Origin of the sequence: Klenkia sesuvii, from assembly GCF_037083825.1 — a bacterium.
In the GTDB taxonomy this organism is placed as follows: domain Bacteria; phylum Actinomycetota; class Actinomycetes; order Mycobacteriales; family Geodermatophilaceae; genus Klenkia; species Klenkia sesuvii.
Map to the genome: position 1 here is coordinate 147,029 of NZ_JBAPLU010000009.1, position 23,537 is coordinate 170,565.

At 76.0% G+C, this 23,537-nt stretch carries 22 protein-coding genes; 14 read left to right on the forward strand and 8 right to left on the reverse strand.

Annotated elements, in window-relative coordinates; genetic code table 11:
* Positions 1-12: 12 nt before the first annotated feature.
* The 3 genes from TEK04_RS11125 to TEK04_RS11135 all read right to left on the reverse strand — a co-directional run bounded on the left by TEK04_RS11125 (position 13) and on the right by TEK04_RS11135 (position 5,332).
* Positions 13-2,772 carry an FAD-binding and (Fe-S)-binding domain-containing protein gene (locus tag TEK04_RS11125; protein WP_336404412.1) on the reverse strand — a complete coding sequence of 920 codons (2,760 nt, stop codon included), beginning with the start codon at positions 2,770-2,772 and terminating at the stop codon, positions 13-15.
* 57 nt (positions 2,773-2,829) lie between these two features.
* Positions 2,830-4,089, reverse strand: coding sequence for an alkaline phosphatase family protein (locus tag TEK04_RS11130; protein WP_336404413.1), 1,260 nt, complete (start codon positions 4,087-4,089; stop codon positions 2,830-2,832).
* A 73-nt stretch (positions 4,090-4,162) separates the two neighbouring features.
* Complete coding sequence (locus TEK04_RS11135; RefSeq protein ID WP_336404414.1) at positions 4,163-5,332, reverse strand: MGDG synthase family glycosyltransferase; 1,170 nt, start codon at positions 5,330-5,332, stop codon at positions 4,163-4,165.
* A 184-nt stretch (positions 5,333-5,516) separates the two neighbouring features.
* Between TEK04_RS11135 and ppk2 the strand changes: the two genes are divergently transcribed.
* Genes ppk2 through TEK04_RS11155 form a run of 4 tightly spaced genes read left to right on the forward strand, consistent with a single transcriptional unit; the run spans position 5,517 to position 8,842 of the window.
* Positions 5,517-6,473 (forward strand): polyphosphate kinase 2, encoded by a 957-nt coding sequence (ppk2, locus tag TEK04_RS11140; RefSeq protein ID WP_336404415.1) that lies wholly within the window; start codon positions 5,517-5,519, stop codon positions 6,471-6,473.
* A 19-nt stretch (positions 6,474-6,492) separates the two neighbouring features.
* Complete coding sequence (locus TEK04_RS11145; RefSeq protein ID WP_336404416.1) at positions 6,493-7,299, forward strand: glycoside hydrolase family 25 domain-containing protein; 807 nt, start codon at positions 6,493-6,495, stop codon at positions 7,297-7,299.
* 17 nt (positions 7,300-7,316) lie between these two features.
* Positions 7,317-8,366 carry a Gfo/Idh/MocA family protein gene (locus TEK04_RS11150; protein ID WP_336404417.1) on the forward strand — a complete coding sequence of 350 codons (1,050 nt, stop codon included), beginning with the start codon at positions 7,317-7,319 and terminating at the stop codon, positions 8,364-8,366.
* On the forward strand, positions 8,363-8,842 hold the full coding sequence (locus tag TEK04_RS11155; protein WP_336404418.1) for a nucleoside deaminase: 480 nt from the start codon (positions 8,363-8,365) through the stop codon (positions 8,840-8,842). The genes TEK04_RS11150 and TEK04_RS11155 overlap by 4 nt, the downstream gene beginning before the upstream one ends.
* Positions 8,843-9,010: 168 nt before the next feature.
* Here TEK04_RS11155 and TEK04_RS21365 read toward each other — a convergent pair whose 3' ends face one another.
* Positions 9,011-10,345 (reverse strand): cold-shock protein, encoded by a 1,335-nt coding sequence (locus TEK04_RS21365; protein WP_432277330.1) that lies wholly within the window; start codon positions 10,343-10,345, stop codon positions 9,011-9,013.
* Positions 10,346-10,415: 70 nt separating this feature from the next.
* Positions 10,416-11,480, reverse strand: a complete 1,065-nt coding sequence (locus TEK04_RS11185) for a lysylphosphatidylglycerol synthase transmembrane domain-containing protein (RefSeq protein ID WP_336404419.1) — start codon at positions 11,478-11,480, stop codon at positions 10,416-10,418.
* 63 nt (positions 11,481-11,543) lie between these two features.
* On the opposite strand from TEK04_RS11185, the gene TEK04_RS11190 reads away from it, so the two are divergent.
* Positions 11,544-11,906, forward strand: a complete 363-nt coding sequence (locus TEK04_RS11190; protein WP_336404420.1) for a hypothetical protein — start codon at positions 11,544-11,546, stop codon at positions 11,904-11,906.
* A 155-nt stretch (positions 11,907-12,061) separates the two neighbouring features.
* On the forward strand, positions 12,062-13,747 hold the full coding sequence (locus tag TEK04_RS11195; protein ID WP_336404421.1) for a ribonuclease J: 1,686 nt from the start codon (positions 12,062-12,064) through the stop codon (positions 13,745-13,747).
* A gap of 75 nt (positions 13,748-13,822) precedes the next feature.
* Here the strand turns inward: TEK04_RS11195 and TEK04_RS11200 are convergent, their stop codons facing one another.
* Complete coding sequence (locus TEK04_RS11200; RefSeq protein WP_336404422.1) at positions 13,823-14,128, reverse strand: hypothetical protein; 306 nt, start codon at positions 14,126-14,128, stop codon at positions 13,823-13,825.
* A gap of 172 nt (positions 14,129-14,300) precedes the next feature.
* Here TEK04_RS11200 and TEK04_RS11205 point away from each other — a divergent pair, with 172 nt between their 5' ends.
* The 6 genes from TEK04_RS11205 to TEK04_RS11230 all read left to right on the forward strand — a co-directional run bounded on the left by TEK04_RS11205 (position 14,301) and on the right by TEK04_RS11230 (position 19,211).
* The gene (locus tag TEK04_RS11205; RefSeq protein ID WP_336404423.1) at positions 14,301-14,873 is read left to right on the forward strand and encodes a sigma-70 family RNA polymerase sigma factor; all 573 of its coding nucleotides are present in this window, start codon (positions 14,301-14,303) and stop codon (positions 14,871-14,873) included.
* A 76-nt stretch (positions 14,874-14,949) separates the two neighbouring features.
* The gene (locus tag TEK04_RS11210) at positions 14,950-15,630 is read left to right on the forward strand and encodes an anti-sigma factor family protein (protein ID WP_336404424.1); all 681 of its coding nucleotides are present in this window, start codon (positions 14,950-14,952) and stop codon (positions 15,628-15,630) included.
* 89 nt (positions 15,631-15,719) lie between these two features.
* Entirely contained in the window at positions 15,720-16,442 is a 723-nt protein-coding gene (locus TEK04_RS11215) for a CHRD domain-containing protein (protein WP_336404425.1), read from the forward strand.
* Positions 16,439-17,080 carry a class F sortase gene (locus tag TEK04_RS11220; protein WP_336404426.1) on the forward strand — a complete coding sequence of 214 codons (642 nt, stop codon included), beginning with the start codon at positions 16,439-16,441 and terminating at the stop codon, positions 17,078-17,080. The genes TEK04_RS11215 and TEK04_RS11220 overlap by 4 nt, the downstream gene beginning before the upstream one ends.
* A gap of 15 nt (positions 17,081-17,095) precedes the next feature.
* Entirely contained in the window at positions 17,096-17,947 is an 852-nt protein-coding gene (gene pdxY / locus TEK04_RS11225; protein WP_336404427.1) for a pyridoxal kinase PdxY, read from the forward strand.
* 28 nt (positions 17,948-17,975) lie between these two features.
* Positions 17,976-19,211 carry an MFS transporter gene (locus tag TEK04_RS11230; RefSeq protein WP_336404428.1) on the forward strand — a complete coding sequence of 412 codons (1,236 nt, stop codon included), beginning with the start codon at positions 17,976-17,978 and terminating at the stop codon, positions 19,209-19,211.
* On the opposite strand, the gene TEK04_RS11235 is transcribed toward TEK04_RS11230, so the two are convergent.
* Positions 19,199-19,906 (reverse strand): TIGR03943 family putative permease subunit, encoded by a 708-nt coding sequence (locus tag TEK04_RS11235; RefSeq protein WP_336404429.1) that lies wholly within the window; start codon positions 19,904-19,906, stop codon positions 19,199-19,201. The genes TEK04_RS11230 and TEK04_RS11235 overlap by 13 nt on opposite strands.
* Positions 19,894-20,838, reverse strand: a complete 945-nt coding sequence (locus TEK04_RS11240; protein WP_336404430.1) for a permease — start codon at positions 20,836-20,838, stop codon at positions 19,894-19,896. Before TEK04_RS11240 ends, TEK04_RS11235 begins: the two co-directional genes overlap by 13 nt.
* A 115-nt stretch (positions 20,839-20,953) precedes the next feature.
* Between TEK04_RS11240 and TEK04_RS11245 the strand changes: the two genes are divergently transcribed.
* Together TEK04_RS11245 and TEK04_RS11250 are read left to right on the forward strand one after the other, a co-directional pair.
* Positions 20,954-21,265 carry a DUF1490 family protein gene (locus TEK04_RS11245; RefSeq protein WP_336404431.1) on the forward strand — a complete coding sequence of 104 codons (312 nt, stop codon included), beginning with the start codon at positions 20,954-20,956 and terminating at the stop codon, positions 21,263-21,265.
* A complete protein-coding gene (locus tag TEK04_RS11250; RefSeq protein ID WP_336404432.1) occupies positions 21,265-23,442 on the forward strand; it encodes a heavy metal translocating P-type ATPase in 2,178 nt (725 codons plus the stop codon). Before TEK04_RS11245 ends, TEK04_RS11250 begins: the two co-directional genes overlap by 1 nt.
* Positions 23,443-23,537 lie beyond the last annotated feature (95 nt).

Sequence of the window (23,537 nt, forward strand, 5' to 3'; positions counted from 1 at the left end):
CCGCCATGTTAGTCAAGCGTTCAACCGTTCCGCCAGCACTTCCGCGAGGTGTCGGCCACGCACCCCGGCCAGCTGGTCGAGCTGGGTGCGGCAGGAGAACCCGTCGGCCAGCACCGCCGCCCCCGGCCCGGCCGCCCGGACGGCGGGCAGCAGCGCGGTCTCGGCGACCGCCACGGACACCGCGTGGTGGCCGGCCTCGGCGCCGAAGTTGCCGGCGAGGCCGCAGCACCCGCCCACCGCCGCGACGTCGGCCCCGGCCGCGGCCAGCAGCGCGCGGTCGGCGTCCCACCCCAGGACAGCGTGCTGGTGGCAGTGCGGCTGGGCGACGCCGCGCACCCCGGTGAGGTCCGGCGGGGTCCAACCGCGGGCGGTGAGCAGCTCGGCCAGGGTGTGCGTGGCCGCGGCCACCCGCTCGGCCGCGGGGCCGGGGACCAGCTCGTGGGCGTCGCCGCGCAGCACGGCGGTGCACGAGGGTTCCAGGCCCACCACGGGTAGCCCGCGGTCCAGGGCGGCGACGGTGGCCGCGAGCCGGGCGCGGGCGGTGTCGAGCTGGCCGGTGGAGATCCAGGTCAGCCCGCAGCACGTCGGGTCGGGCAGCTGGACCGCGTACCCGGCGTCGGCCAGCACGGCCACGGCGGCCCGGCCGACCTCGGGCGTGAAGTGGTCGGTGAACGTGTCGACGAACAACAGCACCGGGTCGCCGTCCCCCGCCGGTTGCCGGGCGTGCCAGGCGCGGAAGGTCTCCGGGGCGAACCGGGGCAGCGCGCGGTCGCGGTCGATCCCGCCGGCCGCCCGGGCCACCGCGGCCCCGGCCGCCGTCCCCAGGACGGCGTTCACCAGCCGCGGCGCGCGGGCCGCCCAGCGGGCGGTGGCCGGCAGCCAGCCCAGCGACCAGTGCGTCCGCGGCCGCCACCAGCGGCGGTACCGCGCGTGCAGCACCTCGGCCTTGTAGGTGGCCATGTCCACCCCGGCGGGGCAGTCGACCGCGCAGCCCTTGCAGGACAGGCACAGGTCGAGGGAGTCCAGCACCTCGGGGGCGCCCAGCCCGCCGACCAGGGTGCCGTTGGCGGCCTCCTGCAGCACCCGGGCCCGACCGCGGGTGGAGTCCCGCTCGTCGCCGGTGGCCAGGAACGACGGGCACATCACGGCACCCGACGCGGTGGCGTCGGCCCGGCAGCGCCCCACCCCGACGCACCGGTGCGCGGCCACCGACAGGTCACCGCCATCGGCGGCCAGCGCGAACGCCCGGGCCGGGAGCGGGTGCGCGCGGGGCAGCCGCAGCGTGGCGTCGAGGGGTTCGGGGTCGACCAGGACCCCGGGGTTGAGCAGCCCGGCGGGGTCGAAGGCGTGCTTGACCGCCGCGAAGGCCGTCAGCAGCTCGGGGCCGTACATCCGGGGCAGCAGCTCGCTGCGGGCGCGGCCGTCGCCGTGCTCACCGGACACCGACCCGCCGTAGCCGGCCACCACCTCGGCGGCGGCCTCGACGAACCCCCGCAGCACCTGCGGCCGGTCGGCCAGCGGGAAGTCGATGCGGGCGTGCACGCAGCCGTCGCCGAAGTGCCCGTACACGAGGGCGTCCAGGCCGTGCTCGTCGAGCAGGCCGCGGAAGTCCCGCAGGTAGGCGCCCAGGTGCTCGGGCGGGACCGCGGCGTCCTCCCACCCGGGCCAGGCCGGCGCCCCGGCGGGGGTGCGCCCACCGAGCCCGGCGCCGTCCTCCCGGATCCGCCACAGCCGCAGCGCGTCGGCCCCGGTCACCACCAGGGAGTCCAGCGCCCCGGCGTCGGCGGCCAACCGGGCCGCGGCGTCCCGGGCGGCGCCCGGCGTCTCGGCGGCCACCTCGACGAACAGCCAGCCCGCACCCTCGGGCAGGTGCGGCACCGCGGCGGCGCCGCGCCGCCGGCGCACCACCTCGACGAGCCGGGCGTCCATCCCCTCCAGCGCGCGGGGTGCGTGCGGCAGCAGCGCCGGGACGGCGTCGGCCGCCGCCGGCATGTCCGGGTACCCCAGGACGACCAGGGCGGTGGCCGCCGGCACCCGGGCCAGCGAGACCGTGGCCTGCAGCAGGACGGCGAGCGTGCCCTCGCTGCCGGCCAGGAAGCGGCCCACGTGCCGCCCGTTCTCAGGCAGCAGGTGCTCCAGCGAGTAGCCCGAGACCTGCCGCCGGAAGCGGCCCGACCCGGTGCGGATCGCGGCCAGGGCACCGTCGACCACCGGCCACAGGTCGACCGGTCCGGCCGCCCCGGGCCCGGCGGTGAACACCTCCCCCGCCGCGGTGGCCACCCGCAGCGACACGACGGTGTCGGCGGCGCGCCCGGCGCTCATCGCGTGGGCGCCGCAGGCGTTGTTGCCCAGGGTGCCGCCGATCGTGGCGCGCGAGTGGGTGGACGGGTCGGGGCCGTAGGCCAGTCCGTACGGGGCGCCGGCGTCGGTGATCCGGTCCAGCACCACCCCGGGCTCGACGACGGCGGTGCCGGCACCGGGGTCCAGGTCCACGATGCGGGTGAGGTGCCGCGAGCTGTCCAGCACCAGGCCCGCGCCGATCGCGTTGCCGGCGATCGAGGTGCCGCCCCCGCGCATGGTCAGCGGTACGCCCAGGTCGCGGCAGACTCCGAGGGCGGCGAGGACCTCGTCGACGTGCCGGGGGTGGGCGACGGCGGCCGGCACGACCCGGTGGTTGGAGGCGTCGGAGCTGTACTCGGCCCGTCGCCGGCTCCCCTCCTCCACCTCGGTCAGCCCGGCGGCGCGGAGGCGGGCGGTCAGGTCGCTGGGCACCGCCCGAGTGTGCCCGGAGGGCTCACCCCGGCGTCACCCGCGCACCGCGCCCGGGGCTCAGCGGCCGAAGGCCTCCCGGCGGGCCGTGCCGTCCCAACCGCCCGCGGGCGGCCGCAGCCCGAACAGGTGCGCGACGGTGGGGGCGACGTCGACCGTGCGGGCCGGTGCCGTCGAGACGCCCTGCCGCACCCGGGGGTGCCCGCCGGCCACGAAGAACGGGATCGGCTCGGTCGCCGGGTGCCCGTGGTTGCCGGGGATGGGGTTGCTGACCACGGTGGGGTCGCTGAACCGCCACCCCGGCCGGCAGTAGGCGACCAGGTCGCCGGCCTCGGGCCCCAGCCGCAGCTGCGCAGGCGGCTGCACCGACAGGACGCCGGGGTGCGCCCGCACCAGGTCGGCGACCTCGCGCAGGCCGGCCGCGCGGGCGGCGTCCGGGCCGGTCCAGTAGACGAGGTCGGCCCCTCCGTTCTGGCCGATCTGCACGTTCGCCCGCAGGTCGGGGCGGGTGCGCAGCACCAGGTCCAGCGAGATCACGTTCGTCGGCACCGACCAGTCCATCGAGTGGTCGGCCAGCACCACCAGCACCGACGACGCCCACCGCCCGGTGGCCTGCAGGTGCGCCACGAACCGGGCCACCTGGCCGTCCTGGGTGAGCAGCGCGGCCCGGCGCGCGGCCTGCAGGCCGACGGGGCCGGTGACGTCGGAGTGGCCCACGCGGTCGACGTCGCCGAGGTTGACGAACACCAGGGCCGGGTCGAACTCGTCGACCATCGCGACGGCGGCGTCCATCGTGGCGGCGTCCGGGGCGTGGCCGGTGACCGGCAGCAGCGGGAAGGGCTCCCAGCGGTGCGTGGCCCGGGTGCCGAACACGCCGTACAGGTAGTCCTTGCTGAGCACGCTGCCGGTGGTGCGGCCGGTGGCGGCCACCCGCTCCAGCAGCGTGGGCGCCCTCAGGTCACCGGCCCGGTCCAGGGTCCGGACGACGCCCTCGGCGCGGTCGTACACCGCGTTGGCCGGCACGCCGGACCGGTCGGGCCGCACCCCGGTCATCATCATCACGTGGTTGGGGATGGTCTCCATCACCGGCAGCGACCGCGCGTGGGGGAACGTCGTCCCGGCCTGCTGCAGCGACCACAGCATCGGCGTGCTCACCGGCGTCACCTCGTCGGGCCGCATCCCGTCGGTGACGAGCACGTACACCCGCAGGTCGCCGGGTACGGCCCGGGCCGGGGTCGCCCCGAGGGACGTCGACAGCAGCACGCCGGCCCCACCCGCGGCGGTGACCTGCAGGAAGCGACGGCGGGAGAGATCGGCCATGCCGGGCCCAACGGCGTCGGCCGCGCCCGGTTGCGCGCCCGGCACCACCTGTCGCCCGTTGTTCACCGTGAGGTCACGCGGCCGCCGGCACCCGGGCGCCCACGACGTCGAGCACGAAGGCGGCGGGGTCGGGGTGGTGCTGCCGGCGGCGCGGCTGCGCGGCCGCCGACGCGACGGCCGCCCCGAGCTCGCGCGCGGTCGTCGTCCACGGCGCGAGCCCGGCAGCGGACAGCACCGCGGCGTTGGCCCGGCCGTGCCCGGGGATCGGCCGGTGGGTGACCATCGGCAGCCCGGCCACCAGCGCCTCGGTGCAGGACATGCCACCGGCGTTGTGCACCAGCACGTCGGCGACCGCCATGAGGTCGGGGACGTCGTCCCGCCAGCCCAGCGCCACCACGCCGGGGACGGCGGCCAGCCGCGCGCGCCGGGCCTCGTTGCGCCCGCAGAGCACCACCGGCACCGCGCCGCCCACGATCAGGTCGGTCACGGTCGTCGCCACGTCGCCCAGCCCGAGCGAACCGGCCACGACGAGGGCCACCGGGGACGCGTCGGTCAGCCCCAGGCCGGCGCGCAGCCGCGCGGCGCGGTCCGCGGGCACGGGCTGGGCGAAGCGCGCCGGCACCAGCGGGCCGGCGACCGTCATCGGCTGCCCGTAGCGCTGCTCGCCGTGCCGGGCGGTGGCGCCGGTGACGGTGAGGTGGGCGTCGACGGCCTCGTGGACCCACGTGCGGTGGACAGCCGGGTCGGTCAGGTAGGTGAGCACCGGTGCCCGCAGGACGCCCTCGGCCCGGAGGTCGCCCAGGGTCTGCGAGGCCAGCGGGTGGGTGGAGACGACGACGTCCGGGGCCGTGCCGCACACCCAGCCGAGCACCCCGGGTCGGGCGGCGGTGGCCGAGCGACGGGCCGCCCGGCGGAGCAGGCCGTCGCGCTCCAGGCTGCGCACGAGCAGGTCGAAGGCGGCCGGAGCCCGGTTGACGCAGGGTCCGTAGGCGTCCCCGACCACCCGGCGCAGCGGACCGGGCAGCGCGGTCAGCAGGTCCTGCACGTGCACGGCGGCGCCGGCCAGCCGCAGGCGCGCGGCCAGCTCGGCAGCAGCGGCGTCGTGGCCGGCGCCCACCCCGGCCGACACGACGAGCACGCGCGGGCCCGTCGGGTGCGCTGTCCGGTGCGCTGTCCGGTGCGCCGCCGAGGGCGCCGTCCGGTGCGTGACCTGGTGGCGGACGCGGTTGCTGACCAGGTGCACGGTCGTCTCCTCCGTGGTCGGGGGTCCACGGACGGCGACGCTGCACGCGGTGGGTCGCCGTCCGGGGGACCGGCGCTGGCCGGTCGGCGAACAGCGCGTGGCCGTGGGGGGCCGGGCCGCAGGTTTCACCCCGGGTTCACCGCGGGTCCGGTCGGCCGACGTCCGTCCGGCGCACCCTGCCCCGGTGACCCCGCTCGACGCGCCCGCCGCCCCCCGCTACGTCGCCGACGACGACGCACCCCTCGCCGACCTCCCCGGGTGGCAGCTGGCCCCGCTGCCCGACGAGCACTCCGACGAGGACTGGGACGACGACCGCGAGCTGCTCGACCCCGCGGGGAACCGGGTGGAGACCTGGCGCGAGGACTACCCCTACGCCGTCCGGCTGGGCCGCCGGGAGTACGAGGTCGAGAAGCGTCGGCTGCAGATCGAGCTGCTGAAGATGCAGGGCTGGGTCAAGGACTCCGGCCAGCGGCTGGTCGTGGTCTTCGAGGGCCGCGACGCCGCGGGCAAGGGCGGCACCATCAAGCGGTTCACCGAGCACCTCAACCCGCGCGGGGCCCGGGTGGTGGCGCTGGACAAGCCCACCGAGCGCGAGCGGGGCCAGTGGTACTTCCAGCGCTACGTCGCCCACCTCCCCGCCGCCGGCGAGATCGCCCTGTTCGACCGGTCCTGGTACAACCGCGGCGGCGTCGAGCGGGTGATGGGCTACTGCACCGACGCGGAGTACGAGCTGTTCTGCCGGCAGGCGCCGGAGTTCGAGCGGATGCTGGTCGACAGCGGCACGCTGCTGGTCAAGCTGTGGTTCTCGGTGTCCCGCGGCGAGCAGCGCACCCGGTTCGTCGTCCGGCAGATCGACCCGGTGCGGCAGTGGAAGCTCTCCCCCACCGACCTGGCCTCCCTGGACCGGTGGGACGACTACACGCGCGCCAAGGAGGCGGTCTTCGCGGCCACCGACACCGACCACGCACCGTGGACGGTGGTGCGCAGCAACGACAAGAAGCGCGCCCGGCTGGAGGCCATGCGGCACGTGCTGTCGCTGCTGCCCTACGACGGTCGCGACGAGGACCTGGTCGGCACCCCGGACCCGCTGGTGGTCGTCTCCGCCCAGGACGTGCTGGAGGCCGACGCCCGTCCGGCCTGACCGCGTACCGTCTCGGCGCATGGGGGCTCGACGGGGAGCGCTCGCCGTCGTGGCGGGGGTGCTGCTGGGCGTGCTCGCCGGGCCCGGGCTGGCCCGGGCGTCCACCGAGGTCGGGCACGACGTGTCCTATCCGCAGTGCGGCCAGGAGCTCCCGGCCGACTCGGCGTTCGGGGTCGTCGGCGTCAACGGGGGCGTGGCCACCACCGTCAACCCGTGCCTGGCCGAGCAGCTGACCTGGGCGGCCGGGCTGCCGGGGTCGCCGGGCCTGCAGGTGTACGTCAACACCGCCAACCCGGGGCAGCTGGACCCCGTCCCCTCGACCTGGCCCAGCAGCGGCGACAGCCCCTACGGCGAGTGCACCGGCGGTGCCGGCCCGGCCTGCTCGTTCGTCTACGGCAGCACCCGGGCCTCGGTCGACATCCACGCGTTCCTGCTGCCCGCCGCCGCGCGGGCCGGGGTCGCCGTCGTCCCGGCCGACCTCGTGTGGTGGCTCGACGTCGAGACCATGAACACCTGGCAGACGGGCTCGGCGTCGGCACTGGCGAACAACCGGGCGACGCTGGAGGGCATGGTGGCCTACCTGACCGGGACCGGTGCTCGGGTCGGCCTCTACTCCACCGGGCTGCAGTGGCGGGAGATCGTCGGCTGGGTGCCGCCGGGGTCCTCCCTGCACCACCTCGACAGCTGGCTGGCCGGCGCCCGGGACCCGGTGGGTGCCGCCGAGCTGTGCGGGCTGCCGGCGCTGACCGGCGGGGGCGACGTCGTCCTGGCCCAGTTCGTCACCGAGCTCGACGGCCGACCGCTGGACCACGACCTGCCCTGCTGAGACGGCAGACTGCACCCATGGACTCCGGTGCGGTGCGGTTCGGCCTGGTCGGCTACGGCTTCGGCGGGCGGTGGTTCCACGCGCCCCTGCTGGCCGCGGCCGCCGAGGTCGACTTCCTGGGCGTGGTGACCACCTCGTCCGAGCGGCGGGGGCTGGTGACCGCCGACCACCCGACCGCGACCTGCTTCGACTCGCTGGAGGCGTTGGCCGACGCCGGTGCCGAGGCGGTGGCCATCTCGACCCCGGCGGACACCCACTCCGACCTCACCGACCGGGCGCTGGACCTCGGGCTGGCCGTGGTCTGCGACAAGCCGTTCGCGATGGACGCCGACGCCGCGCAGGCCTCGGTCGACCGCGCGGCCGCGGCCGGGCTCGCGCTGTCGCCCTACCAGAACCGCCGGTGGGACTCCGACTTCCTGACCCTGCGCCGCCTGGTCGACGACGGGTCGCTGGGTGAGGTGCGGACCCTGGAGTCGCGCTTCGAGCGGATGGCCGACGGCGACGGGCCGGGTGCCGCCGGCGGTGGCACGCTGCGCGACTTCGGCAGCCACCTCGTCGACCAGGCGCTGGTGCTGCTCGGCCCGGTCACGTCGGTGTTCGCCCGGTGGTCGCTGCGCGCGACGGGCCTGGACGACGACGTCCTGGTGGTGCTCGACCACGCCGGCGGAGCCCGGTCGGTGCTCGGCGGGAGCTGGCGTTCCGGCGCGCCGGGCCCACGGTTCCGGGTCACCGGGACGGCGGGGAGCTACGTCGTCGGCACCGAGGTGCTGGCCGACGGGATGGGCGCGATGGACGGGCAGGAGTTCGCGCTGCTGGCCGGGGAGTCACCTGCCTCGCCCACTTGGGGCACCGAGCCGGAGTCGGCGTGGGGGCGACTGCAGCGGGGGGCGGCGTCGACCGTCGTGGAGTCCGAGCGCGGCCGGTGGGACACCTTCTACCCGGCGTTCGCCGGGGCGGTGCGGGGCACCGGCCCGGTGCCGGTCGACCCGCGGGACGCCGTCGCGACCGCCCGGGTGCTCGACGCCGCGCGGCGCAGCGCCACCTCCGGTGAGGTCGTCGGGCTGTGAGCCTCACCGAGGTCGACCGCCGGCACCTGGCCCGGTGCGTGGAGCTGGCCAAGGAGGCGCTCGAGGCCGGCGACGAGCCGTTCGGGTCGGTGCTCGTGGCCGCCGACGGCACCGTGCTGGCCGAGGACCGCAACCGCATCGCCGGCGGCGACGCCACCCGGCACCCGGAGTTCGAACTGGCCCGGTGGGCGGCGTCGCACGTGCCGGCCCCCGAGCGCGCCGGGGCGACCGTGTACACCTCGGGCGAGCACTGCCCCATGTGCTCGGCCGCGCACGCCTGGGTGGGCCTGGGCCGCATCGTCTACGCCAGCTCGTCGGCCCAGCTGTCCGGGTGGCTGGCCGAGCTGGGCGCCGCACCGGCGCCGGTCGCGACGCTGCCGGTGCAGGTGGTCGCGCCGGGCATCATCGTCGACGGCCCCGACGACGAGCTCTCGGCGCGGGTCCGCGAGCTCCACGTGCGCCTGCACCGCCGCTGACCACCACCCGGCGCCCGCACCCGCTCACCCACTCACCGGCTCACCCGCTCAGCGGGCGCACCGGGCGCACCGGGATCGCGAGCCCCGCAACGGCCGCGGGCCCGGCAAGGACGAAGGCGCCCCCGGGACGAGGTCCTGGGGGCGCCGGTCGCGCTCGGGGCGAGCGGGTCAGAGCGGCTCGACCGCGTCGGCCTGCGGGCCCTTCTGCCCGGGGCTCGCGGTGAACTGCACCCGCTGGCCCTCCTCCAGGTCACGGAAGCCACCGCGGTCAGCGATCGCCGAGAAGTGCACGAAAACGTCGTCACCGCCGTCGTCGGGGGCGATGAAACCGAAGCCCTTCTCCGCGTGGAACCACTTCACGGTGCCCTCCTGCCCGCCCTCGACGGGCTGCGGGGCCGGGCGCGGTCCGCGGTCCTCGCGCTGCGGGCGGCCGCTCCCGCGCGCGGGGTCGCGACGGGCCTCGCGGCGAGCGGGGTCGCGTCGCGGCGGCGGACCGGCGGAGTCCAGCGGCCGGACGACGTCGGCCTGCGGCCCGCGGTCGCCCTGGCTGGCGGCGAACTCGACCCGCTGGCCCTCCGCGAGGTCGCCGTAGCCCCCGTCGTCCTCGATCACCGAGAAGTGCACGAACACGTCGCGCGAGCCGTCGTCGGGCTCGACGAACCCGAACCCCTTGTCGGTGTTGAAGAACCGCACCGTGCCCTGCTGCAGGCCCGACCCGCCGCCACCGCCGGCCAGCGGCTGCACGTGCGTGGCCTGCCATCCGCGGTCGCCCTGGGTCGCCTCGAACTCCACCCGCTGGCCCTCGTCGAGCGACCGGTAGCCACCGTCGTCGACGATCGCGGAGAAGTGCACGAAGACGTCGTCGCCGCCGTCGTCGGGGGTGATGAAGCCGAAGCCCTTCTCGGCGTCGAAGAACCGCACGGTCGCCTGCGGCAGCCCGGAGCCGGCGTCGTAGCCGCCGCCACCGCCGCCCGCGAGGGGCTCGACGTGGGTCGCCGCCAGTCCGCGCTCACCCTCGGTGGCCTCGAACAGCACCCGCTGGCCCTCGTCGAGCGACCGGTAGCCACCGTCGTCGACGATCGCGGAGAAGTGCACGAAGACGTCGTCGCCGCCGTCGTCGGGGGTGATGAAGCCGAAGCCCTTCTCGGCGTTGAAGAACCGCACCGTGCCCTCGGCACCGCCGCCGGTGGACCGCGGGGCGCGGGCCGGCTCGCGGCGGGGGGCCTCCCGCCGGGGTCCGCGGTCGTCGCGGCGGGGCTCGCGCGACTGCGACCGGTCGACCTGGACGGGCGGGCCGCCCAGCGGGGTGACCCGGTCGGCCTGGAGCCCGCGCTGGCCGGGGCTGGCCTGGTACTCCACGCGCGCACCCTCGTCGAGGCTGCGGAAACCACCCGTGTCCTCAATGGCCGAGAAGTGCACGAAGACGTCCTCACCACCGTCGTCGGGTCCGATGAACCCGAACCCCTTCTCGGCGTTGAACCACTTCACGAACCCCTGCGGCATGCCCTGCTCCTGCACTCGACTGCACTGCGACACCTGCGTGTGTACGGCACCAGCGTCCCACCCGGCGCGCTCATCCCTCCGCAGGGTGCACCGGTCGGGGTGCGAGCACCAGGCACAGCGCCCCGACGGCGGCCAGCAGCCACAGGCTGATCAACCGGTAGACCACCACCGCCGGCACCGCCTGGGCCGCCGGGAGACCGGCAGCCACCAGAGCGGAGGCCACCGCTGCCTCGACGACGCCGATGCCACCGGGGGTCAGCCGGGTGGAGGACACCAGCGCGCCGGCGGCGAACGCCAGCACCGTGCCGCGCAGCGAGAGGTCGGCCCCCACCGCCCGGACGGCCAGGTAGAGGCACAGCGCGTCGAGCACCCAGTTGGCCAGTGCGAGCAGGCCGGCGGCGCAGGCGTTGCGCACCCCGGGCCGGATCGCCCCCAACGAGGTGAGGGCGTCGTCCACGGCGGGACCGACGACGGCCGGGCGCAGCACCCGGAACCATCGCGACAGCGGGGCGAGCACCGCCATGAGCACCTTGACGACGAGGTTCTTGGCCTCCGTGCTGCGGGTGACGGCCAGCAGGGTGAGCACCGGGACGACGGCGGCCACCGACGCCAGCGAGGCGACGACGGCGCCCACCGTGCTCCCGGTGGCCGCCGAGCTCACCGCCACGACCGCGGCCAGGGCGACGGTCGAGCACACCCCCGACACCGCCAGCGTCCAGCTGACCAGCACGGCGGAGTTGCCCAGGTCGCGCATGCGTCGGAAGCCGTAGGCGACGCTGGCCGCAGAACCGGCCAGCGGCAGGCCGACCGCGATCGCGTTGCCGCCGTAGACGGTCGCGGTCAGGCTGCGCTGCGGAGCCACGCCGCCCCCGGAGCGCAGCAGCAGCTGCTGCTGCCACACCAGGCACTGCATCGACAGCAGCTGGACCAGGACGGCCGCCAGCGCCCACCGGGGGTCGGTCGCGGCGATGGTGCGGAACCACCCCAGCACCGACTGCCAGAAGACGACGACCGCCACGACCGTGCCGACGGCGAAGACCACGCCGAGCACCGGCCGCCACCACCGGGCGACCGGGCCGGAGGTCCCCTCGGCCGCCGGTCCGTCCCCGGGGACCGGGTCGAGGCCGCTGCTCATCAGGGGCACGGTAGCGACCAGGACCCCTCGCGGGTGACCAGGTGCCCCTACCGGGTGAGACCGGTGCGTGCGCGACGCCGACTCTTCACCCGCGGGACACCCCGCAGCGGGCCCGACGCCGATCCGGTCGGGCACACCTTCCTCGTGCGCCCCCGGTCCGCCCCCGTCCTGCTCCCCTCGTCGGTGTCCGTGGTCGTGCCCTCGTCCCGGCCACCGCACCCGCCACCGCACCCGCCGCCGACGACGACCACGCGCTGGGGCCGGGGTTGGGACGACCTCGGCTGGTCGGTGGTCACGGCCCTGCTCGGTCCGGTCGCCGACCGCAACCCCGACGTGGCGCTGAGCCTGCTCGCGCGGGCCGACGAGGCCGTGGCCGCCGGTCGGGCCCGCTGGCGGCGGCACGGGCCGTGGCCGCCCCGACCCTGAGCGCAGCCGCCCGGCACCGGAGTGCAGCCGCCCGGCACCGGAGCACATCCGTCCCGGCCCCGGAGCGCAGCCGCCCCGGCCCTGGACGGCGGCCGTGCGGGTCGGCCGGGCAGCCGTGACCGGTTCTGTCGGTGGGTGCCCGTAGCGTGAGCACCATGAGCCGCACGCACCCCGAGCTGAAGACCCCGCCTCCCCTGCCGGAGGGGGGCCTGCGGATCGTGGCGCTGGGCGGGCTCGGCGAGATCGGCCGCAACATGACGGTGTTCGAGCACGACGGCAAGCTGCTGGTCGTCGACTGCGGGGTGCTCTTCCCCGAGGAGCACCAGCCCGGCGTCGACGTCATCCTGCCCGACTTCACGTCCATCCGTGACCGGATGGACGACATCGAGGCGATCGTCCTCACCCACGGCCACGAGGACCACATCGGTGGCGTGCCCTACCTGCTGCGCGAGCGGCGCGACATCCCGCTGGTGGGCTCCAAGCTCACCTTGGCCTTCATCTCGGCCAAGCTCGAGGAGCACAAGATCAAGCCGGTGCTGCGCGAGGTGGCGGAGGGCGACCGGGTCCCGTTCGGCCCCTTCGACACCGAGTTCCTGGCGGTCAACCACTCCATCCCCGACGCCCTGGCCGTGGCCATCCGCACGGCGGCCGGCATCGTGCTGCACACCGGCGACTTCAAGATGGACCAGTTCCCCCTCGACCGGCGGATCACCGACCTGCGCGGCTTCGCCCGGCTCGGCGAGGAGGGGGTCGACCTGTTCCTCACCGACTCCACCAACGCCGAGGTCCCCGGCTTCACGATGAGCGAGGGCGACCTGATCCCGGCGATCGAGACGGTGTTCCGCACCGCACCCAAGCGGGTGATCGTCTCCAGCTTCGCCAGCCACGTGCACCGCATCCAGCAGGTGCTCAACGCCGCGCACGCGCACGGCCGCAAGGTGGCCTTCGTGGGTCGGTCGATGGTCCGCAACATGGGCATCGCCCGTGAGCTGGGCTACCTCGACGTGCCGCAGGGCCTGGTCGTCGACCTCAAGCAGATGGACAAGCTGCCGGCCGACCAGGTGTGCGTGATCTGCACGGGGTCGCAGGGCGAGCCGATGGCGGCGTTGTCCCGCATGGCCAACCGCGACCACGTCATCCGCATCTCCGAGGGCGACACGGTGCTGATGGCCAGCTCGCTCATCCCGGGCAACGAGAACGCGATCTACCGCATCATCAACGAGCTGACCCGCTGGGGCGCCAACGTGGTGCACAAGGGCAACGCCAAGGTGCACGTGTCCGGCCACGCCAGTGCCGGCGAGCTCGTGTACTGCTACAACATCGTCAAGCCGCGCAACGTCATGCCGGTGCACGGCGAGTGGCGGCACCTCAAGGCCAACGGCGAGCTGGCGATCAAGACTGGCGTGCACCCCCGCGGCGTCGTGCTCGCCGAGGACGGCAACGTCGTCGACCTGGTCGGCGGCAAGGTCCGCATCACCGGCAAGGTCAGCGCCGGCAACGTCTACGTCGACGGCGCGACGGTGGGCGGGGCGACGGAGGCCTCGTTGAAGGACCGGCGCAACCTGGCCGAGGAGGGCGTCATCACGGTGGTCGCCATCGTCGACGCCGACACCGGTCTGCTGGCCGAGCCGCCGGACTTCCTGGCCCGGGGCTTCGTGCACGACGAGGGCACCTTCGACGGCGTCGTGCCGCTCATCGAGAAGGCCCTGGCCAAGGCGGCCGAGGAGGGTGTCGGGGGCGCGCTGCAGCTCGAGCAGCTGATCACCCGCGCAGTGGCCCAGTGGGCGCACCGCAACGGTCGGCGCAGCCCGATGATCATCCCGGTGGTCATCGACGCCTGAGGAAGGATCCCCTCGCTGCCCACGACAGGCTCCGCCCGCCGCGGGGCCCGGCGAGGGGGCCGTTCCAGCGTGTGGCTAGGCGGCGCGGCCGAACCAGGTGTCGAGCAGCACCTGGCGCACGGCCACCGGCAGGGCGTTCCACCGCAGCAGGGCCGCCCGTTCGGGCTGCTGACTGGCCCGCGCGAGCCGGCCGAGCTCGCGGACGCGGTGGGCGGGGGGTGCCGTCGTCCCGCGTCCGCCGACCAGGCGGAGCGTGGCGATCGGCCCGGTCAGGGCCTGGCACAGGGAGTCGTACGCCGCCGTGATCGCGGCCTGGTGCGCGGGGTCGGACCAGTGCGGGCATCGCCCGGGGTGCCCGACGGAGGCTGCATGAGCGCTCATGCCCGATGTATCGGTAGCGCACGGCCAGATCGTGACCACCCCGTGACCGTGCTCGGGTACAGGCGCGCACGACCGGACGGCGCACCATCCGGTCCGCCGGGTGAACGCCGCCGTCCCGCGGGCCGTACTCCCCCGCGGGGCGAGGACCGGAGCGAGGACCGGAGGGGGCGACATGGTGGGTAGGCGGACCGGTCGGGCGCTGCGCGCACCCGGCCCGGGCGGCTCGGCCGTACCCGTCGAGGGCTTCGAGCCGCGTGCCGCCTACGCCGCGCACGGGGCGGAGCTGTACCGCTTCGCCCTGCGCCAGCTCGGCGACGACGGCGCGGCCCAGGACGTCGTGCAGGAGGTCTTCCTGCGGGCCTGGCGGGCGGCGGACTCCTACGACCCGCAGCTGGCGGGCCTGCGCACCTGGCTGTTCGCCATCGCCCGCAACGTGGTGGTCGACGAGGCCCGGCGGTTCGCCGTCCGCCCCTGGCAGCGTCAGCTGGCCGACGACGCCGGGCACGACGTCCCCGTGGGCATCGGTCTCGACGAGGCCCTGGTCGACGCGTGGGTGGTGGAGGAGGCGCTGGGACGGTTGGGCACCGACCACCGCGTCGCCATCGTGCAGACCCACCTGCGCGGCCGCCCGCACGCCGAGGTGGCTGCCGAGCTCGGCATCCCTGTGGGCACACTGCGCAGTCGGGTCTTCTACGGGCTCAAGGCGTTGCGGCTGGCGCTGGAGGAGATGGGGGTGGAGCCGTGAGGGGAGTCGGGCCCACGGGACGACGTGCGTCCGGCCCGGGACGGCGCCGCGACGGCGACGACGAGGGAGGACAGCCGTGAGCACGCACCGGGAGCTGCGCGAGCAGCTCGGGGTCTACGCACTCGGGCACGGCACGCCGGCCGAGCGGGCCGCGCTGCGCGCCCACCTCGACGGCTGCGACCAGTGCCGTGCCGAGCTCGCCGCGCTCACCCCGCTGCGCGGACGGCTGGCCACGGTCGACCCGGACCGGCTCGACCACGTCCCGACACCCCCTCCCGGGTTGGGCGACCGCGTGCTGGCCGGCATCGCCGCCGAGCACGCCACCGCCCAACGCGCCGCCGCCCAGCACGCCGCCGTGCCGCTGCGCCGGCGGCGCTGGGCCCCGGCCGCCGCCGCAGCCGGGATCGCTGCCGCCGGCTTCGGCGTCGGCTGGCTGGTCCGGCCGGTGCCCTCGCCCCCACCCCTGGAGCCGGTGGCGGTGCAGGTCGCCGTGCCCGAGGTGGAGGCCACCGCCGACGTCGTGCCGCACACGTGGGGCATGGAGGTGCAGCTGCACGGCGCGGGCTTCACCGCCGGTGAGGTCTACCGCGCCCAGGTGGTCGAGGACGACGGGCGGGTGGTGTCCGCCGGGGAGTTCCTCGGCACCGGGCCCGCGGAGATGGTGTGCAACCTCAACAGCTCCGTGCTGCGCCAGGACGCCGCGTCCTTCGCCGTGCTGGACAGCTCGGGATCGGTGGTGCTGACCTCGTCGCTGTGACCCCGGGAATTCTGCTCCCGCGGTGAACGCACCCGGTGCAGGCGCCGTATGCACCAGGGACAGCGACCACCGAGCACTGGAGCCCGACGATGTCCCGCACCCGCACCACTCTCCTGCGCACCGCCGTCGTGACCGGCGCGGCCGGCGCCCTGGCCCTCACCGCCGTGGGCCCGGCGTCCGCCGAGACCGAGGTCGCCGAGCCGAGCACCTTCACCAGCGCGTTCACCGCGATGGCCACCCCCGACATGGTGGTCAACAGCGAGGGGATCGCGACCATGGGCGAGCCCGGCGCCAGCGGCACCTTCACCTACCGGATCAACTCCGACACCGAGGTGATCTGCTACGACATCCGCCTCACCGGTGTCACGCCGCCCTACCAGTCACCGGCCAAGACCGCGACGCACATCCACGAGGCCGATGCCGGCCAGTCCGGCCCGCCCCGCATCGCGTTCCCGAACCCCGAGGACGACGGCAGCGGCACCCTGGTGAGCACCGGGTGCCTGCAGGGGCCCTTCACCACCGGCGTGGTCACCGACGGCGCCGACACCGGTGACGGCTTCACCCTGGCCCAGATCGAGGCCGACCCGTCCGCGTTCTTCACCGACACCCACACCTCCACCTACGTGCCCGGCGCGGTCCGCGGCCAGCTGCAGTCGATCCCCGTCGGCGGCGTCGAGACCGGGGCGGGCGGCACGTCGCTGACCGGCACCGACGACGGGGCCACGGGCCCGGTCGTCGCCGCGGTCGGCGGTGCGGCCCTGCTGGCGGCCGGCGGCGCCGTGGCCCTGCGTCGTCGGACCCAGCAGCAGTGACGACCCGCGGGCTCCGTCCCGCCGCGCTGGCCGTCGTCGCCGCGCTGGCGCTGGGCGGCTGCGCAGCGGCGACGGAGCCCGCGGCCGCACCACCCACCAGCACCTCCACCTCGGTACCGCCGCCCCCGGCGCCCGCCACGTCGGCGCCGGAGGTGCCCGGCGCGCCGCCGACGTCCTTCCTCGACCCGGTCACGGTCCCTCCCCCCACCGCGGTGTCCATCCCGGTGCTGGGCGTGGAGCAGGACCTGATCGGCCTCGGGGTCGCCGCCGACGGCACCGCCGAGGTGCCGACGGACTTCGACGACGTCGGCTGGTTCACCCCCGGTGGCCGACCCGGCGCCCGCGGCCCGACGGTGCTCATGGGCCACGTCGACTCGACGGCCGGTCCCGCCGTGTTCTACGACCTGCGCGACCTGGCGCCCGGGGACACCGTGCAGCTGACCGTCGCCGACGGGTCGGCGGCCACGTACACCGTCACCGGCACCGAGCAGGTCGCCAAGGACACGTTCCCGACCGCGGCCGTGTTCGGCGCGACCGCCGACGACGTGCTGCGGCTGATCACCTGCACCGGGGCCTTCGACGCCGGTGCCCGCAGCTACACCGACAACCTGGTGGTCACCGCGGTCCGCTCGGGCTGAGTAGGGTCGCCGGCCGTGGCGAACGTCCTCTCGATCCAGTCCCACGTGGCCTACGGGCACGTCGGCAACGCCTCCGCGGTGTTCCCCCTGCAGCGCCTCGGGCACGAGGTCTGGCCGGTGCACACGGTGCAGTTCTCCAACCACACCGGCTACGGCTCGTGGACCGGGCGGGTGTTCGACGGGCAGGCCGTCGACGAGGTCGTCGACGGCATCGCCGCCCGCGGCGTCCTGGGCACGTGCGACGCCGTGCTGTCGGGCTACCTGGGCTCGGCCGACATCGGGCACGCCGTCGTCGGCACCGTCGCCCGGGTGCGCGCGGCCAACCCCGCGGCCGTCTACTGCTGCGACCCGGTCATCGGCGACGTGGGCCGCGGGGTGTTCGTCCGCCCGGGCATCGCGGAGTTCATGCGGGACGTCGCCGTCCCGGCCGCCGACCTGGTCACCCCCAACCACTTCGAGCTCGACCTGCTCACCGGCCGGACGACGACCACCCTCCCGCAGGTGCGCGACGCCGTCGCCGCCCTGCAGGCGACCGGGCCGCGGGTCGTCCTGGTCACCAGCCTCGACGTCGAGGACACCCCCGAGGACGCCGTGGACCTGCTCGCCGCGGCGGACGGCCGGGCCTGGCGGGTGCGCACCCCCGAGCTGGGCCTGTCGGTCAACGGTGCCGGCGACGCGGTTGCTGCGCTGTTCCTGGCGCACTGGATGTCCACCGGGTCGGCCACCGCGGCGCTGGGGGCGGCGGCGTCGTCGGTGTTCGGGCTGCTGCGGATGACCGCCGAGGCGGGCAGCCGGGAGATCCTGACGGTGGCCGCGCAGGAGGAGTTCGTCGCCCCCAGCCGCACCTTCGAGGTGGTCGAGGTCTGAGCGGGTCGACGCGGCCGGGAGGAGGCCCGTGACCGCACGGACCCCCCGCACCCCGACCACCGCCGCGCCGACCACCCCCGCGGCCCGCGCCGTCGTCGCCGCGTTCTGCCTGCTGGTCGCCGCCACCCAGGTGCTGTGGCTGACCTTCTCCCCGGTCACCGCGGAGTCGGCCCGTGCCCTCGACGTCGGCACCGGTGCGATCGCCAACCTGGCCGCGGTCAACCCGCTCGTGTTCGTGCTGCTGGCGCTGCCCGCCGGCCGCTGGCTGGACCGGGCGCTCGTGCCGGCGCTCGCCGCGGGCGCCGCGCTGACCGTCGGCGGCGCCGTGGTGCGGGCCCTGGTCGTGGACTCCTACGCCGTCGTGCCGGCCGGGCAGGCGCTCCTCTCGCTCGGCCAACCCCTGGTGCTCGGGGCCACCACCGCCGTCGCCGTCCGGTACGTCTCCCCCGCCGGCCGCACCGCGGCCATCGCCGCGGCCAGCGCGGGCCAGTTCGTCGGCATCCTCGTCGCCGCCCTGGTCGCCCAACCGGTGGTCGACGCGGTCGGGGTGGGCGGGTTGCTGCGCGCCGAGGCCGTCGGGGTGGCGGTCGTGGGGCTGCTGTTCGTCGTCCTGGCCCGGCGGGTCGCGCCCCGGCAAGCTGCGGGAGCGGCGACGGGGACGGCGGTCGCTCCGGGCGCGCCGCTCCCCGGGCTCCGCCCCGACCGGCTCCTGGTGGGGCTCGCGGTCGTGCTCTTCGTCGGTGTCGGGGTGTTCAACGCGGTGGCGACCTGGCTGGACGCCGTCCTCGACGACCTCGGCGCGCCCGGCCGGGCCGGGCTGCTCATCGCCGCGACGACCGCCGCCGGCATCGTCGGCGCCGCGCTGCTCCCGACCCTGGCCGCGGCCCGCGACCGCCGGCGGGCCGTCCTGGTAGCGGCCGCGCTGACCAGCACAGGCGGGTTCGCGACGGCGGCGGCCGTCCCTGCCCCGGCCGCGGCCACGGCCCTGGCCGTCGTCCTGCCGCTGATCGGCTTCGTGCTCCTCGCCGGCCTGCCGGTCGCCCTGGAGTGGGCCGAGCTGCACGTCGGCGCGGACCGCGCGGCGCGGGCCACCAGCCTCCTGCTGCTGGCCGGCAATGCCGGCGGGGTCGTGCTGGTGCTGCTGGTCGAGCTGGCCGGGGGCAGGGCCCGCCCGACGCTGGTGGTGCTGGCGCTGCTCGGCCTGCCGGCACTGGTCGCCGGGTTCACGCTGCCCCGACGGGCCGGGTCGGATCAGTCCTCGTAGCCGTCGGCCGGCGGGTCGACCGGGGTGACCGTCACCGGCCGCAGCGCCGGCTCCGGGTAGCCGAGCGAGGGGTGCGGCAGCGAGGGGGTGTACTCCCCCACCACCTCCACCCACTGGTCGGCGGCGCCCGGCACGTCCCCGGCGAGCACGACCTGGACGGCGGTCGCGTCGGCGGCGCAGCAGGCGATGCGGATGCGCGAGACGTACCACCCGCCGCCCTCCCGCGGGGACAGGAAGCCGACCAGCCGGATCGAGCGGCCCTGCAGCGGGGTGGTGTCGCCCTGCTGAGTGCGCACGGCGTACCCCGACAGCGTCATCGTGCGGTGGGTCTCCCCCGGGTCGTCGGCCCCGATGCCCAGGGGAGCATCGCCCTCCAGGGGCGCCACCACCGGGGCGGCCTGGCGCTGCGCGGTGAACGACCCCAGCGGGCCCGGGGCCACCACCAGCAGGACGGCGACCGGCGCCAGCAGCAGCCACGCCACGGACAGGCCCGGGTGCCCGTCGTCGGCACCGGGCCGGGACCGCACCACCCCGACCGCCCCGACGGCCAGCACGAGCGCCCCGGCGAGCACCAGCAGCGGCCGGAACCCGGCCTGCACGTAGGCCAGGTACCCCTGCCCCAGCGACACCCGCAGGGTCACCCCGCCCAGCAGGACCAGCAGCAGGTGCTGGGTCAGCCGGTTCACAGCAGCCACCAGCCGACCAGCGACGCCGCGGCCACCGCCACCACGAACGTCGTCGGGGCGAACCGCACCGCGAACCGGCGACCGAACGTGCCGGTCTGCAGCGCGACCAGCTTGACGTCGACGGCCGGGCCCACCACCAGGAACGCCAACCGCGCGGTGAGGGAGAACGACGTGAGACCGGCCGCGACGAACGCGTCGGCCTCCGAGCAGATGGCCAGCAGCACCGCCAGGGCGGCCAGCACCAGCACGGCGAGCAGGGGTTCGGCGGCCACCGCGTCGAGCCACGCCCGCGGCACCACGACGTTCAGCGTGGCCGCGGTCAGCCCACCGACCACCAGGAAACCCCCGGCGTGCACCAGGTCGTGCTGGACGACCGCCAGGAACGCGGCGGCCCGCGAGGTCCCCGGGGCGTGGTCGTGGCGGGGTGGCAGCTGCAACCAGCGCCCGCGGCCGAACGCCGTCCACAGCCAGCCCATCACCAGCGCGACCGCCAGCGAGGCGACGAACCGGGCCACGACCACCTCGGGGTCGTCGGGGAAGGCGACCGCGGTGGCCACGAGCACCACCGGGTTGATCGCGGGCGCGGACAGCAGGAAGGCCAGCGCCGCCGCGGGGGTGACCCCCCGGCGGACCAGGCTGCCGGCCACCGGCACCGACGCGCACTCGCAGCCGGGCAGCACCAGCCCGGCGGCGCCGGCCACCGGCACCGCGAGGCCGGGCCGGCGAGGCAGGGCCCGGGCGAAGAACGACGGCGGCACCAGGGTGCTGATCGCGGCCGACAGCAGCACCCCGAGCACCAGGAACGGCAGCGCCTGCAGGCACACGGCGACGAACACGGTCGACCACGCCTGCACGGCCGGCACGTCGAACACCCCGGGGAAGGCGAAGCGGGCCGCGACGACCACCAGCAGCAGGCCGACGAGCACGTCGGTGGACCGCACCCGAGGGGCCGTGACCTGCGCCTCCGTCTGCACCCCGCCCCCTACCGTGAACATCGTTCCCACTACCGTGGTCGCGCACAGCCTCGCACGACCGTCGACGAACCAGGAGCGTCCCGTGGCCGAGACCAGCAAGTCCCGCACGTCCCGCACCGGGGGCCTGCTCCGCAAGGCCGCCGGCACCGTCGCCACCGGCGTGGTCGGGGTCGTGGTCGTCCGCGCCGCCGAGGGCGGCGACGCCGGCAGCCTGCCGAAGAAGGTCGCCGTCGCGGCCACCAAGCTCGGCATCCTGGGCGCCCGTCGCGCCGAGAAGGTCGTGGAGAAGACCCGGCTGGCCGCCGGCGACGTCCGGGCGCAGGCCTACGCCGACCTCGGCGAGCAGGCTCCCCCGCCGGCCGACCGGTCCGCCGGGCACGACCACAGCCACTGATGCCCGCGCCGGCCGAGGCCCAGCAGCAGGGCTCGTCCCCCACCCTGGTCGCCGACGCCGGCGGACGGGTGCGGCTGCACGCCCCCTGGCTGGTCGGCTCGCCCTCCCGCGCGGTCGTCGTGGAGGACGCGCTCGACGACGTGCCCGGGGTGCTCGCCGTCCAGGCCTTCCCCGTCACCGGCCACGTGGTGGTCTGGGCCGCGCCCGACACCGACCGGGACACCGTCCTGGCGGCGGTGTCGGCCGCCGCGCAGCGCCCGGCCGACGTCCCGGTGGCCCGCGCGCCCCGCTCGGCCGACGTCGGCAACGGCGAGCTGCTGCGCATCGCCGTCGGCGGCGCGGCGCTGGTGCTGCTCGGCGTCCGCCGCTACGTGCTCGGCCGCCCGCCCGTGCTGTCCGGGCAGAGCCGGCTGGCGGCCACCGCCGTCACGATCTTCACCGGCTACCCGTTCATGAAGGGCGCGGTCGGCGCGCTGACCGGCAAGCGGACGGCGGGCACCGACGCCCTGGTGACCGCGGCGACCATCGCCAGCCTGCTGCTGCGCGAGAACGTCGTGGCGCTCACCGTGCTGTGGCTGCTCAACATCGGCGAGTGGCTGCAGGACCTCACGCTGCGCCGCACCCGCAACGCCATCTCGGCGCTGCTGGCCGGCACCGAGTCCACCGCCTGGGTCATCGTCCCCGGCGAGGGCGGCGAGCCCGACGTGGAGCGCCAGGTCGACCTGGGGAGGCTGCGGGTCGGCGACCTGGTCGTGGTGCACGAGCAGGCCACCGTCGCCGTCGACGGCACGGTCGTGGAGGGTGAGGGCGTGGTCGACCAGGCCGCGATCACGGGCGAGCCGCTGCCGGTCACCGTGCGAGCCGGGGCCACCGTGCACGCCGGGTCGGTCAACCTGCGCGGGCGCATCGTGGTGCGTGCCTCGGCCACCGGCACCGACACCGCCATCGGCCGGATCATCGCCCGCGTCGAGCAGGCCCAGGACGACCGGGCCCCGATCCAGACCGTCGGGGACGAGTTCTCCCGCCGCTTCGTGCCGGCCTCCTTCGCGCTGGCCGCGCTCACCTGGCTGGTGACCCGCGACGTCCGCCGGGCCATGACGATGCTGCTGGTGGCCTGCCCCTGCGCGGTGGGGCTGTCCACGCCGACCGCGGTCAGCGCGGCGATCGGCAACGGGGCCTCGCGCGGGGTGCTCATCAAGGGTGGCGCGCACCTGGAGGCCGCCGGCCGGGTCGACGCGGTGGTGTTCGACAAGACCGGCACGCTGACGGTCGGGCGCCCGGTGGTCACCAACGTGGTCTCCTTCGCCCCCGACTGGACCCCCGAGCAGGTGCTGGGCTACGCGGCGTCCTCGGAGATCCACTCCCGCCACCCGCTGGCCCAGGCCGTGATCCGCTCCACCGAGGAGCGGCACGTCTTCATCCCGCCGCACGAGGAGTGCGAGGTGCTGCTCGGGCTGGGCATGCGCACCCAGGCCGACGGCCGCGTGCTGCTGCTGGGCAGCGAGGCGCTCATGGCGGCCGAGGACGTGCCGGTGCCCGACGCCGCCGTCCGCTGGCTGGCCGACCTGCGCGCGCAGACCGAGACCCCGTTGCTGCTGGCCGTCGACGGCGAGCTGGTCGGGCTGATAAGCCTGCGCGACGAGATCCGTGCCGAGACGCCCGAGGTCCTGGCCCGGCTGCGGGCCACCGGGGTGCGCCGCATCGTCATGCTCACCGGCGACCACGCCACCGCGGCCGAGGCGGTGGCCGCGGAGCTGGGCATCGACGAGTGGCGCGCCGAGGTGCTGCCCGAGGACAAGCAGGACGTCGTCCGGAGCCTGCAGGCCGAGGGCCTGGTCGTCGCGGTCGTGGGCGACGGCACCAACGACGCGCCGGCCCTGGCCAGCGCCGACATCGGCATCGCCATGGGCGTCTCGGGCACCGACGTCGCCGTCGAGACCGCCGACGTGGCCCTCGTGGGCGACGACCTGCGGCACCTGCTCGACCTGCGCGACCTCGGTGGGCGCACCCTGCAGATCGTGCGGCAGAACTACGGCATGTCCATCGCGGTCAACGGCGTGGGCCTGCTGGTGGCCGGTGGTGGCGCGCTCTCCCCGGTGCTGGCCGCGATCCTGCACAACGCCAGCTCGGTGGCGGTGGCGGTCAACAGCGCCCGCCTCGTCCGCTACCGCCGCTGACGATCGGGCGCCACGCGTCGCCCGCCCGCCCCCGCCCCCACCAGCACCCCCACCCCCGCCGGCACCCCCACCCCCCCGGGGGGGGGGGGGGGGGG